10 protein-coding genes are annotated in these 12,568 nt (G+C 70.3%); 7 read left to right on the top strand and 3 right to left on the bottom strand.

The annotated features are described in order from the left end of the window. Positions 1 to 157 precede the first annotated feature (157 nt). Entirely contained in the window at positions 158 to 1,540 is a 1,383-nt protein-coding gene (locus AB0I54_RS04370) for a cation:dicarboxylase symporter family transporter (RefSeq protein WP_363294332.1), read from the bottom strand. A 153-nt stretch (positions 1,541 to 1,693) separates the two neighbouring features. Between AB0I54_RS04370 and AB0I54_RS04365 the strand changes: the two genes are divergently transcribed. After that, positions 1,694 to 3,358 carry a sensor histidine kinase gene (locus tag AB0I54_RS04365; protein WP_363294331.1) on the top strand — a complete coding sequence of 555 codons (1,665 nt, stop codon included), beginning with the start codon at positions 1,694 to 1,696 and terminating at the stop codon, positions 3,356 to 3,358. Continuing rightward, positions 3,355 to 4,044, top strand: a complete 690-nt coding sequence (locus tag AB0I54_RS04360; protein WP_363294330.1) for a response regulator — start codon at positions 3,355 to 3,357, stop codon at positions 4,042 to 4,044. The genes AB0I54_RS04365 and AB0I54_RS04360 overlap by 4 nt, the downstream gene beginning before the upstream one ends. 21 nt (positions 4,045 to 4,065) lie before the next feature. Here the strand turns inward: AB0I54_RS04360 and AB0I54_RS04355 are convergent, their stop codons facing one another. After that, positions 4,066 to 4,668 carry a hypothetical protein gene (locus AB0I54_RS04355; protein WP_363294329.1) on the bottom strand — a complete coding sequence of 201 codons (603 nt, stop codon included), beginning with the start codon at positions 4,666 to 4,668 and terminating at the stop codon, positions 4,066 to 4,068. A gap of 33 nt (positions 4,669 to 4,701) precedes the next feature. Between AB0I54_RS04355 and AB0I54_RS04350 the strand changes: the two genes are divergently transcribed. Both AB0I54_RS04350 and AB0I54_RS04345 read left to right on the top strand, forming a co-directional pair. Then, on the top strand, positions 4,702 to 5,550 hold the full coding sequence (locus AB0I54_RS04350; protein WP_363294328.1) for a 5'-methylthioadenosine/S-adenosylhomocysteine nucleosidase: 849 nt from the start codon (positions 4,702 to 4,704) through the stop codon (positions 5,548 to 5,550). Positions 5,551 to 5,727: 177 nt separating this feature from the next. Continuing rightward, positions 5,728 to 6,357 carry an XRE family transcriptional regulator gene (locus AB0I54_RS04345; protein WP_363294327.1) on the top strand — a complete coding sequence of 210 codons (630 nt, stop codon included), beginning with the start codon at positions 5,728 to 5,730 and terminating at the stop codon, positions 6,355 to 6,357. A 90-nt stretch (positions 6,358 to 6,447) separates the two neighbouring features. Here AB0I54_RS04345 and AB0I54_RS04340 read toward each other — a convergent pair whose 3' ends face one another. Beyond that, on the bottom strand, positions 6,448 to 7,473 hold the full coding sequence (locus AB0I54_RS04340; protein ID WP_363294326.1) for an ATP-dependent 6-phosphofructokinase: 1,026 nt from the start codon (positions 7,471 to 7,473) through the stop codon (positions 6,448 to 6,450). A 181-nt stretch (positions 7,474 to 7,654) separates the two neighbouring features. On the opposite strand from AB0I54_RS04340, the gene pta reads away from it, so the two are divergent. The 3 genes from pta (at position 7,655) to pyk (ending at position 12,558) form a co-directional block, all read left to right on the top strand. Next, positions 7,655 to 9,739, top strand: coding sequence for a phosphate acetyltransferase (gene pta / locus AB0I54_RS04335; protein WP_363294325.1), 2,085 nt, complete (start codon positions 7,655 to 7,657; stop codon positions 9,737 to 9,739). 38 nt (positions 9,740 to 9,777) lie between these two features. Next, positions 9,778 to 10,998: an acetate kinase gene (locus tag AB0I54_RS04330; protein ID WP_363294370.1), complete on the top strand. Its 1,221-nt coding sequence runs from the start codon at positions 9,778 to 9,780 to the stop codon at positions 10,996 to 10,998. A 132-nt stretch (positions 10,999 to 11,130) separates the two neighbouring features. Further along, positions 11,131 to 12,558, top strand: coding sequence for a pyruvate kinase (gene pyk / locus AB0I54_RS04325; RefSeq protein ID WP_363294324.1), 1,428 nt, complete (start codon positions 11,131 to 11,133; stop codon positions 12,556 to 12,558). The last annotated feature ends 10 nt before the right edge of the window (positions 12,559 to 12,568 follow it).

The following is a 12,568-nucleotide window of genomic DNA, read 5'->3' as shown; positions in this document are numbered from 1 at the left end:
AGTGCCGGTCGATGGCCGCGGCGAGTCGGTCCAGCATGACACCCTCCTTGCTTGAGAGGATCAGGCAATCCTATGCGATCGGTGCCCCGGGTTCAGGCAGGGCCGGGCGCCCGGCGGTCGGAAGGGGCGTCGGAAAAGGCGGAGGATGAGGCCCCGGTCAGGCCTTCGCGAGTTCCTTCTCGCCGTCCCCGGTCGGCTCGGCGGCCGCGGCGGCCTCGCCCTCGTCCAGCAGGGTCGTCTCGTCGAACGGCAGCTCGCCGGCGAGGACCTGCTTGACGCGGTCCTTGTCGATCTCCTTGGTCCAGGTGCCGATCAGCACCGTCGCGACCGAGTTGCCCGCGAAGTTCGTCAGGGCACGGGCCTCGCTCATGAAGCGGTCGATGCCGACGATCAGGCCGACGCCGTCGACCAGCGCGGGCTTGTGCGACTGCAGACCACCGGCCAGGGTCGCAAGCCCCGCGCCGCTGACGCCCGCCGCGCCCTTGGAGGCGAGGAGCAGGAAGAGCAGCAGCGGGATCTGCTCGCCGATCGACATCGGCGTACCGAGCGCGTCGGCGATGTAGAGCGACGCCATGGTCATGTAGATCATGGTGCCGTCGAGGTTGAAGGAGTAGCCGGTCGGCACGGTGATGCCGACGACGGCCTTGCTGACGCCCAGGTGCTCCATCTTCGCGATGAGCCGCGGCAGCGCGGACTCGGAGGAGGAGGTGGACAGGATCAGCAGGAACTCCCGGCCCAGGTACTTGAACAGCGAGAAGATGTTCAGCCCGGAGACGGCGCGCAGCAGCGCGGCGAGCACGATGAAGACGAACAGGAAGCAGGTCACGTAGAAGCCGAGCATCAGCACGGCGAGGCTCTTGAGCGCGTCCAGACCGGCGGAACCGACCACCGCCGCGATGGCGCCGAAGGCACCGATCGGGGCGGCCCACATCACCATGGCGAGGATGCGGAACACGAGCCGCTGGATGTGCTCGATGCCGCGCAGCACCGGCTGGCCGACCGGGCCCATGGCCTGCAGCGCGAACCCGGTGAGCAGCGCCACGAGCAGGGTCTGCAGGACCTGTCCCTCCGTGAACGCGGAGACGAAGGTCATGGGGATGATCGACAGCACGAACTCGACGGGCGGCAGCGCGTCCGCGGACACCTGGTCGTGCCCGGTCGCCTTGAGCGCGTCGGTCAGATGCAGCCCGTCGCCCGGGTGCAGGACGTTGCCGACGACGAGCCCGATGCTCAGCGCGACCAGCGACATGACGAGGAAGTAGCCGAGGGCGATACCGCCGACGGCGCCGACCTTGGCGGCCTTGCGGACGGACCCGATCCCGAGCACGATCGTGCAGAAGATGATCGGCGAGATCATCATCTTGATCAGGTTCACAAAGCCCGTACCGAGGGGCTTGAGCTCGACCCCGAGGTCGGGCCAGATGAGCCCCACGGCGATACCGAGCGCGACCGCCGCGATGACGGCGATGTACAGGTAGTGGGTACGGTCCCGCTTCACAGCGGGTGCGGCTGGAGCCGTATCGGGGGTACTGGCGGCCACGGCTGCCCTCCTTGACGTCTTCGTCGGCAACACACCGGCGTGCGGCTCACGTCCGGGGGTTATGGGGAATGCCGTGACTATCTCCCGCCCTGTGAGGGCGGTCACCCTTCCGTTCATTTAGTTCACGCTTAACCGCAGAGGCACACTGACGACATGCGCTTCCCGTCCGTCCCCCGTCCCCGCAGCCTGGCCGGCCAGCTCTTCGCGATGCAGGCCGTGCTGATAGCGGTGCTCGTGGCCGGGTACGCGCTGTTCACCTACGTCAGCGACCAGCGGCAGGCCGAGGACGCGGCGGCCCGTCACGCCACGGCCGTGGCCCGCTCGATCGCGGACTCCCCCTCGGTCCGCTCTGCCATCCACACCGCCGACCCCACCCTCCGGCTACAGCCCTACGCCCTCCAGGTGATGCGGGACGCGGACGTCGACTTCGTGACGATCATGAACCCGTCCGGCATCCGCTGGACGCACCCCGAGGAAAAACAGATCGGCAGGCACTTCCTCGGCCGTATCGGCCCCGCCCAGCACGGCCACACCTTCACCGAGACGTACACCGGCACACTCGGTCCGTCCGTCCGCGCGGTCACGCCCGTGGAGGAGAACGGCCGCGTCATCGGCCTGGTCAGCGCCGGCATCAAGGTCGAGGCGATCAGCAAGCGGGTGCAGGGCCAGGTCACCGCGCTGCTCGCGGTGGCCGGCGGTGCCCTGCTGCTGGGCGCGGTCGGTACGTACGTCGTCAACGCCCGGCTGCGCCGCCACACCCACGGCATGAACGCGACCGAGCTGAGCCAGGTGCACGACTACCACGAGGCCACGCTGCACGCGGTGCGCGAGGGGCTGCTGATGCTGGACGGCCAGTACCGGGTGGCGCTGATCAACGACGGCGGCCGGGAGCTGCTGGGCGTGCCGGCCGAGGCGGACGTGATCGGCACGTCGGTGGCGGGACTCGGGCTGCCTGCCCCGCTGACGGGTGCCCTGCTCGCCTCCGAACCCCGGGTGGATGAGGTCCATCTGACGGCGGACCGGGTGCTGGTCGTGAACACCTCGCCGGTGTCGGGCGGCGAGCGCCGCGGAACGGTCGTGACGCTCCGGGACGTGACCGAGCTCCAGTCCCTGATGGGCGAGCTGGACTCCGAACGCGGTTTCACCCAGGCACTGCGCTCCCAGGCGCACGAGGCGGCGAACCGTCTGCACACGGTCGTCTCGCTGATCGAACTGGGCCGCGCCCAGGAGGCGGTCGACTTCGCCACGGCGGAGCTGGAACTGGCGCAGGCGCTGACGGACCAGGTGGTGGCGGCGGTGAGCGAGCCGGTCCTGGCCGCCCTGCTGCTCGGCAAGACGGCGCAGGCGAACGAGCGGGGCGTGGAGCTGGTCCTCTCCGAGGACAGCCGCCTGGACGACGGGGTCCTCCCGCGCGGCCTCCCGGCCCGCGATCTGGTGACCATCCTGGGCAATCTGATCGACAACGCGGTGGACGCGGCGCAGGGCAGCGTCGGGGCGCGGGTGACGGTGACCGCATACCCAGAAGGCGGGGCGGGCGCGGAAGGCGGGAAGGGAGGGGATCTCGTCCTGCGGGTCGCGGACACCGGCAGCGGTGTGGATCCGGCCCATGCGGAACTGGTATTCCAGCGGGGGTTCACCACCAAGCCGGCGGGACCCGGCGGGCGCGGGCTCGGCCTGGCCCTGGTCCGGCAGGCCGTGCACCGTCAGCAGGGGACGCTGACGGTGGCGGAGGCCGACGGTGGTGGGGCGGAGTTCGAGGTGCGGTTGCCGTTGCACACGGCGGTCGGGCCGTCCCCGGTGTCTGGAGGCGACGTATGACGAACGAGCAGTCCATCCGCGTGCTGGTGGTGGAGGACGACCCGGTGGCGGCGGACGCGCATGTGATGTACGTCGGCCGGGTGCCGGGGTTCGTCGCCGTGGGCAAGGCGCACACGGGGGCGGAGGCACGGCGCCTCCTGGACCGTACGCGGGTGGACCTGCTGCTGCTCGATCTGCATCTGCCCGATGTGCACGGCCTGCAGTTCGCGCGCTCCCTGCGGGCGGCCGGGCATCACGCCGATGTCATCGCGGTGACCTCGGCGCGGGATCTGACCGTGGTCCGGGAAGGGGTCTCGCTCGGGGTCGTGCAGTACGTCCTGAAGCCGTTCACGTTCGCGACGTTGCGGGACCGGCTGGTGCGGTACGCCGAGTTCCGTGCGGCGGTGGGCGAGGCAAGCGGTCAGGACGAGGTGGACCGGGCACTGGCCTCACTCCGGGCGCCAGGACCGGCGGCACTGCCGAAGGGGCTGAGCGGGCCGACGCTGGAGCGGGTCACGGTGACCCTGCGGGACTGCGCGCAGGGCCTCACGGCCGCCGGTGTCGCCGAGGCGGTCGGCATCTCCCGCATCACGGCCCGCCGCTATCTGGAGCACCTGGTGGACGCGGGACGGGCGGCGCGCAGTCCGCAGTACGGGACCGTGGGGCGGCCGGAGTTGCAGTACCGGTGGGTCAAGGGGCAGCAGTGAGCCGCCCCTTGAGCCGCCCCGTCACCCGGAGGTGTTCGCCCCGGCGTACGACACGACCTGCGCGCCGAGACCGACCACGGCCAGGGCTTCCACGACGGACACCACGAGGAGGCCGCCGCTGCCCTGCCCGCCGGTCCAGTAGACGGTGAGCCCGGCGAGCGGCACGAGGCAGAAGGCGAGCAGGTCGATGACGCACTGCACGGCCTTGCGCGACCGGCGACGCCGGTCGCCGCGATGAACGCGCTCCCAGCCGAAGACCTCCGCACCCTCCCCGCCCTCCCCGGCCTGTCCGGACGCTCCGGACGCGCCGGACCCTCCGACCTCTTCGGACCGGGCGAGCCGCGCGAGCCGGGGACCCAGGTCCTCGCGAACGTACCGGCCGATCGCCGAGATCTTCTGGTCGTTGACGAGATAGGTCCAGCCGAGGACCACACAGACCGGCGGCAGCGCGAGCAGCATGGCGGGCCGTCCGGCCTGCGCCGACGCGGCGATGACGGCGGCGACGACGGTGAGCGTGACGTAGAGGAGGTTGTCCCGGAACCCGATCCTCGTCTTCTGCTCGTCCTTGACGGTCTGGTACTCGATGAGCAGCAACTGCCCCACGGTGACGTCTCGTTCCGGCACTACGACCCCTTCCCCCGGCAGTACCTTAAGAGTGTGCCGGAGACACAGCCCACCGTTCTGGTCCTGACCGCGCTCGCTCTGGAGTACTCCGCCGTCCGCGCCCATGTCGAGGACCGCCAGGAGCTCGTCCACCCCGGCAACGGAACCCGGCTCGAACGCGGACGGCTGCCCGGCACCCCCTGGCACGTGGCGATCGGCGAGCTGGGCGAGGGCGCCAGGGCGACCGCGGCGCTCACCGCGTCGCTCATCGACTGGCTCCGTCCGCGGGCGGTCCTCTTCGTCGGTGTCGCGGGCGGCCTCAAGGACGACATCGGCATCGGCGACGTCGTCGTCGGAACCAAGGTGTACGGCATCCACGGCGGCAAGCAGACCGCCGAGGGCCTGCTCGTCCGCCCGGATGCCTGGTACGGCTCCAACGCGCTGGTGCAGGCCGCGCGTTCGGCCGTACGGGACATGACGGACGTACGGGCCCACTTCAAGCCGATCGCCACCGGTGACGTCGTCCTGGCCGACGCCGGCTCCGAGGTCGCCCGTCACCTCCGGGAGCACTACAACGACGCGGCCGCGATCGAGATGGAGGGGTCCGGCGCGGCCCATGCGGCGCAGCTGAGCGGGCAGGTGGACGCCCTGGTCGTCCGGGGCGTCAGCGACCACGCCGACGCGCGGAAGTCCGAGGCGGACGCCGGGGGTTCACAGCGGCGGGCGGCCACGCGCGCGGCAGCGGTGGCGATGGCGCTGCTGCGCAAGCACCGGCCCGGAGCCGGCGATGCTTCCACGCACTCCGAGGAGGGGCCCCGAGCCGTCTACGGGGGCGACCACATCGACTTCAGGGGCGGGACCTTCTACGGTCCCGTGACCGGGAAGCGGACCGGACGGCAGTAGTCCCGACCGGCCGGAACCGTACGTTCCTACAATCGGTGATCCTGGCCGAACAGACCGTAGTCAGCGCCCCCGCGCACCCGTACGTTGTCCGCTGTGCGCCGACCGCCAGACCCACGGAACCAGCCAGGTCCCCCCTTCAACGCCCCCGCCGCCCGCCGACTCCGTGCCGCTCTCGGCATGACACCCGAACACGTCGCCCACGGAATGCGTGCCTCGTACGGGTTGCCGTACGTCACCGCTGACCTGGTCGTCACCTGGGAGCGGGGCCTCGCCACGCCCAGCAGTCCCGAACTCACCGCTCTCGCCGGGGTGTTGTGGTGTTCACCGGGTGAGCTGATCGGGCGGCCGCGCAGTCTGCGCGAGCACCGCGTCGCCCGTGGGCTGGCGGCGGAGGACGTCGCCCTCGCCGTCGGGGTCGAACTCCTCGCCTATCTGCGGATGGAGGAGCACGACGAGTGGCGCGGCACCGAGCGGCAGTCCGCCGCCCTCGCCGAGCTGCTCGCGTTGTCCCTGCCCGACTTCGTGACCGTCAGCGGCCGCGACGGGAAACTGGCCGAGTTGCTGCGCAGTGCGGTCACCACGCGGTGGCGGGCCTATGTGCGACCGGTGAGCCGGATGGTGCCGCTGGACCGCCGGCTCCTGGAGGGCACCCTCCAGGAGCTGCACCAGGACTACCAGGGGCGGATGGTGGCCACGCTGAGCTGGGGCGGCACCAGTGCCGCGGAGGACTCCAGCGGCAACGGCCGTGACTTCCTCGACCGGATCGTGGAGCACTTCTGGTCGAGGGTGGAGGCCAGTACGGCCTGAGACCAGGAGGACCTGGAGGGCCTGGCTGGACCTGCCGGGACCGCGCAGGACCCGGCAGGCCGACGCAGCACCGCGCCGTGCCTGGACGTCCTAGAAGACCGACTCCGTCTCGTCCATCCGGTCCTTCGGGACCGTCTTCAGCTCGGTGACCGCCTCCGCGAGCGGCACCATCACGATGTCGGTGCCGCGCAGCGCCGTCATCCGGCCGAACTCGCCCCGGTGCGCGGCCTCCACCGCGTGCCAGCCGAAGCGGGTGGCGAGGATGCGGTCGTACGCGGTCGGGGTGCCGCCGCGCTGGACGTGGCCGAGGATGACGGGCTTGGCCTCCTTGCCGAGGCGCCGCTCCAGCTCGTACGCCAGTGCCGTGCCGATGCCCTGGAAGCGCTCGTGGCCGAACTGGTCGATCTCGCCCTTGCTGTAGTCCATGGTGCCCTCGGCGGGGTGGGCGCCCTCGGCGACGCAGACGACGGCGAACTTCTTGCCGCGGGAGAACCGCTCCTCGACCATCTTGACCAGGTGGGCCGGGTCGAAGGGGCGTTCGGGCAGGCAGATGCCGTGGGCGCCGCCGGCCATGCCGGACTCCAGGGCGATCCAGCCCGCGTGACGGCCCATGACCTCGACGACCATCACGCGCTGGTGGGACTCGGCGGTGGTCTTGAGGCGGTCCATGGCCTCCGTGGCCACGCCGACCGCGGTGTCGAAGCCGAAGGTGCGGTCCGTGGAGGAGATGTCGTTGTCGATCGTCTTCGGCACGCCCACGACCGGCAGACCGGCGTCGGAGAGCATCCGGGCGGCGGTCAGCGTGCCCTCGCCGCCGATCGGGATCAGCGCGTCGATGCCGAACTCGCCGACCATGTCGGTGGCCCGCTCACAGGCCTCGCGCAGCCGGTCGCGCTCCAGCCGGGAGGAGCCGAGGATGGTGCCGCCGCGGGCCAGGATGCCGCTGACCGCGTCCAGGTCGAGGGTGCGGTAGTGGCCGTCGAGCAGTCCCCGGTAGCCGTCCTCGAAGCCGATGACCTCGTCGCCGTACTGCGCCACCGCCCGGTGCACGACGGACCGGATCACGGCGTTCAGGCCGGGGCAGTCGCCGCCTGCGGTGAGAACTCCGATGCGCATCGTGCTGTGTCTCCTGGTCGCTGTCGGTACCGGTGAGCAAGTCCGATTGTTTCACGTCCGCCAGGGGGCCGATGCCCTGGCGGGCGCCTTATCTAGCGCCAGGGGTATTGTCAAGAGGGATCTGCTCACCTCGGTGGGCGATTTTTATGCGGAGACGTGCCAGACGAAACGGAGTGCCCGCGTGACGCGCAGCGTGTACGTGACGGGGATCGACCGCGGCGACGGCCGCCAGGTCGTCGAGCTGGGAGTCATGGAGCTGCTGACCCGGCAGGTCGACCGGGTGGGGGTGTTCCGGCCGCTCGTCCACCACAGCCCCGATCGTCTGTTCGAGCTACTGCGCGCCCGGTACCGGCTGTCCCAGGATCCGGCGACCGTCTACGGCATGGACTACCACGAGGCGTCCGCGCTGCAGGCCGAACAGGGAACGGACGAACTGGTGTCCATCCTCGTCGACCGGTTCCATCTGGTCGCGCGGGACTACGACGTCGTCCTGGTCCTCGGCACCGACTTCGCCGACACCCAGCTCCCGGACGAGCTGTCCCTGAACGCCCGGCTCGCCAATGAGTTCGGCGCGTCCGTGATCCCGGTCGTGGGCGGCCGCCGGCAGACCGCCGAGTCCGTGCGCGCCGAGACGCGCAACGCGTTCCGGGCGTACGACAGTCTCGGCTGCGACGTCCTCGCCATGGTCGCCAACCGAGTGGCCCGCGAGGACCGCGCCGAGATCGCCGAGCGGCTCGGCAACCGGCTGCCGGTCCCCTGCTGGGTGCTGCCCGACGAGCCCGCGCTGTCCGCGCCGACGGTCTCCCAGATCACCCAGGCCCTGGGCGGCACCGTGCTGCTCGGGGACGACTCGGGGCTGGCCCGGGACGCGCTCGGCTTCGTCTTCGGCGGCGCCATGCTGCCGAACCTGCTCGGCGCCCTGACCCCCGGCTGCCTGGTGGTGACCCCCGGCGACCGCGCCGACCTGGTGATCGGCTCGCTCGCCGCGCACAGCGCCGGCACCCCGCCGATAGCCGGCCTGCTGCTCACCCTGAACGAGCGGCCCTCCGAGGAGATCCTCACCCTCGCCGCCCGGCTCGCCCCGGGCACCCCGGTCGTCTCGGTGCCCGGCAACAGCTTCCCCACCGCCGAGCAGCTGTTCTCCCTGGAGGGCAAGCTGAGCGCGGTCACCCCGCGCAAGGCGGAGACCGCGCTCGGTCTGTTCGAGCGGTACGTCGACACCGGCGACCTGCTCAAGCGGGTCTCCGCGCCGAGCAGTGACCGGGTCACCCCGATGATGTTCGAGCACAAGCTGCTCGAACAGGCCCGCTCCGACAAGCGCCGTGTCGTCCTGCCGGAGGGCACCGAGGAGCGTGTGCTGCACGCCGCCGAGGTGCTGCTGCGCCGGGGTGTGTGCGACCTGACCCTGCTCGGTCCCGTCGACCTGATCCGCAAGAAGGCCGCCGACCTCGGCATCGACCTCGGCGACGCCCAGCTGATCGACCCGGCCACCTCCGAGCTGCGCGACGCCTTCGCCCAGACGTACGCCGGGCTGCGGGCCCACCGGGGCGTGACGGTGGAGCTGGCCTACGACGTCGTCTCCGACGTGACCTACTTCGGCACCCTGATGGTCCAGGAGGGTCTCGCCGACGGCATGGTCTCCGGGTCCGTGCACTCCACGGCCGCCACCATCCGGCCCGCCTTCGAGATCATCAAGACCACCCCGGAGTCGTCCATCGTCTCCTCCGTGTTCTTCATGTGCCTGGCCGACAAGGTGCTGGTCTACGGCGACTGCGCGGTCAACCCGGACCCGAACGCCGAGCAACTGGCCGACATCGCCATCCAGTCGGCCGCCACCGCGCAGCAGTTCGGCGTGGAGCCGCGGATCGCGATGCTGTCGTACTCCACGGGTACGTCCGGTTCGGGCGCCGACGTCGACAAGGTGCGCGAGGCGACCGAGCTGGCGCGCTCGCGGCGGCCCGACCTGAAGATCGAGGGGCCGATCCAGTACGACGCGGCCGTGGAGCCGTCGGTCGCGGCCACCAAACTGCCCGGCTCGGAGGTCGCCGGACAGGCCAGCGTGCTGATCTTCCCCGACCTCAACACCGGCAACAACACGTACAAGGCCGTGCAGCGCTCGGCCGGCGCGATCGCCGTCGGCCCGGTGCTGCAGGGGCTGCGCAAGCCGGTCAACGACCTGTCCCGGGGTGCCCTGGTCCAGGACATCGTCAACACCGTCGCCATCACGGCCATCCAGGCCCAGAGCGAGAAGGCAACCGCCCAGTGACCGCCCACCCGTCACCCACCACCGCCCTGTCCGACGAGCTGCGCTCGGCCCCTTCTGCTTCGCGCGTCCTCGTCCTCAACTCCGGCTCCTCGTCGGTGAAGTACCAGCTGCTGGACATGCGCGACAGCAGCCGGCTGGCGGCGGGCCTCGTCGAGCGCATCGGCGAGCAGACCTCCCGGCTGAAGCACACCTGTCTCACCTCGGGCGCCGCCCGTGAGGAGAACGGGCCGATCGCCGACCACGACGCCGCCCTCAAGGCCGTGGCCGAGGAGCTGGCCAAGGACGGTCTCGGCCTGGACTCGCCGGAACTCGCCGCGATCGGGCACCGCGTGGTGCACGGCGGCATGTTCTTCACCGAGCCGACCGTCATCGACGACGCCGTGCTCACCGAGATCGAGCGGCTGATCCCGGTCGCGCCGCTGCACAACCCGGCCAACCTCACCGGTATCCGCACGGCCCTGGCGCTGCGCCCCGACCTGCCCCAGGTCGCGGTGTTCGACACCGCGTTCCACACGACCATGCCGGAGTCCGCGGCGCGCTACGCGATCGACCCGAAGCTGGCGGACCGGTACCGCATCCGACGCTACGGCTTCCACGGCACCTCGCACGCCTACGTCTCCCGGGCGACCGCGAAGCTGCTCGGGAAGGCGCCGGAGGAGGTCAACGTCATCGTGCTGCACCTGGGCAACGGGGCGTCCGCCTCGGCGGTGCGCGGCGGCCGGTGCGTGGACACCTCGATGGGGCTCACCCCGCTGGAGGGGCTGGTGATGGGGACGCGCTCCGGCGACCTGGATCCGGCCGTCATCTTCCATTTGCAGCGTGTTGGCGGAATGTCCATGGACGAGATCGACACTCTCCTCAACAAGAGAAGCGGTCTGTTCGGGCTGTGCGGTGACAACGACATGCGGGAGATCCGCCGTCGGATGGACGAGGACGACGAACGGGCGCGTCTCGCCTTCGACATCTACATTCACCGCCTGAAGAAGTACATAGGCGCCTATTACGCGGTGCTCGGACGGGTGGACGCGGTCACTTTCACAGCGGGAGTCGGGGAAAACGCGAGTCCCGTGCGAGAGGCTGCCGTGGCGGGCCTGGAGGAGCTGGGCCTGGCGGTGGACGGCGAGCTGAACGCCGTACGCGGCGACGGGCCACGGCTGATCTCGCCCGAGAACGCGAGGGTGGCCGTCGCCGTGGTGCCCACCGACGAGGAACTGGAGATCGCCACACAGACCTACGCACTGGTCGGAAAGAACAGCTGAGCGAACAGCTGAGCATTTAGGCGAACAGCTGAGCAATTACACGGCGGTAACACGACTGAGCGCACGTCCGCCCATTTGTATCTTCCACCAGACGGAATATTCCGTAGCGAAACAAACCGATAGGATCGCTCCATGCGCCGTTCGAAAATCGTCTGTACTCTCGGCCCCGCGGTCGACTCCCACGAGATGCTCGTCTCCATGATCGAGGCCGGCATGAATGTGGCTCGGTTCAACTTCAGCCACGGCACCCACTCCGAGCACCAGGCGCGGTACGACCGCGTCCGGGCCGCCTCCAAGGAGACCGGCCGCGCCATCGGCGTCCTCGCCGATCTGCAGGGCCCCAAGATCCGTCTGGAGACCTTCGCCGAGGGTCCGGTCGAACTGGAGCGTGGTGACGAGTTCGTCATCACGACCGAGGACGTACCGGGTGACAAGCAGATCTGCGGTACGACGTACAAGGGCCTGACGGGCGATGTCGCACGGGGCGACCAGATCCTGATCAACGACGGCAACGTCGAGCTGAAGGTGGTGGACGTCGAGGGCCCGCGGGTGCGGACGATCGTCATCGAGGGCGGTGTCGTCTCCGACCACAAGGGCATCAACCTGCCCGGCGCGGCCGTCAACGTGCCCGCGCTGAGCGAGAAGGACGTCGAGGACCTGCGGTTCGCGCTGCGCATGGGCTGCGACCTGGTCGCCCTGTCCTTCGTCCGTGACGCCAAGGACGTGAACGACGTCCACCGGATCATGGACGAGGAGGGCCGTCGCGTCCCGGTCGTCGCCAAGGTGGAGAAGCCGCAGGCGGTGGAGAACATGGAGGACGTCGTGATGGCGTTCGACGGTGTGATGGTCGCGCGCGGCGACCTGGCCGTCGAGTACCCGCTGGAGCGGGTCCCCATGGTGCAGAAGCGCCTGATCGAGCTGTGCCGGCGCAACGCCAAGCCGGTGATCGTGGCGACCCAGATGATGGAGTCGATGATCACCAACTCCCGCCCGACCCGCGCCGAGGCCTCCGACGTGGCCAACGCGATCCTGGACGGCGCCGACGCGGTCATGCTGTCGGCCGAGTCGAGCGTGGGCGCGTACCCGGTCGAGACGGTCAAGACGATGTCGAAGATCGTCACCGCGGCCGAGGAGGAGCTGCTCTCCAAGGGCCTGCAGCCGCTCGTCCCCGGCAAGAAGCCCCGTACGCAGGGTGGTTCGGTCGCGCGTGCCGCGTGCGAGATCGCGGACTTCCTGGGCGGCAAGGGCCTGATCGCCTTCACCAAGTCCGGTGACACCGCCCGCAGGCTGTCCCGCTACCGCGCGGCCCAGCCGATCCTGGCCTTCACCACGGACGAGGGCACACGCAACCAGCTGACGCTCAGCTGGGGCGTGGAGTCGCACGTCGTTCCGTTCGTGAACAGCACGGACGAAATGGTCGACATGGTCGACCAGGAACTGGCCAAGCTCAACCGCTTCACCCCGGGCGACACGGTCATCATCACCGCCGGCTCACCCCCCGGCGTCCCCGGCACCACGAACATGGTCCGCGTCCACCACGTCGGCGGCGACGGCAAGTGACGCCCCGCTG

This window comes from Streptomyces sp. NPDC050625, from assembly GCF_040654755.1.
In the GTDB taxonomy this organism is placed as follows: domain Bacteria; phylum Actinomycetota; class Actinomycetes; order Streptomycetales; family Streptomycetaceae; genus Streptomyces.
This window is presented reverse-complemented; position numbering and strand designations above follow the sequence as displayed.

Bases quoted from the DNA above. Each gene is read 5' to 3' on its own strand.
- AB0I54_RS04365 (WP_363294331.1), top strand. From the start codon at position 1,694: ATGCGCTTCCCGTCCGTCCCCCGTCCCCGCAGCCTGGCCGGCCAGCTC.
- AB0I54_RS04360 (WP_363294330.1), top strand. From the start codon at position 3,355: ATGACGAACGAGCAGTCCATCCGCGTGCTGGTGGTGGAGGACGACCCG.
- AB0I54_RS04345 (WP_363294327.1), top strand. From the start codon at position 5,728: ATGACACCCGAACACGTCGCCCACGGAATGCGTGCCTCGTACGGGTTG.
- AB0I54_RS04340 (WP_363294326.1), bottom strand. From the start codon at position 7,473: ATGCGCATCGGAGTTCTCACCGCAGGCGGCGACTGCCCCGGCCTGAAC.
- pyk (WP_363294324.1), top strand. From the start codon at position 11,131: ATGCGCCGTTCGAAAATCGTCTGTACTCTCGGCCCCGCGGTCGACTCC.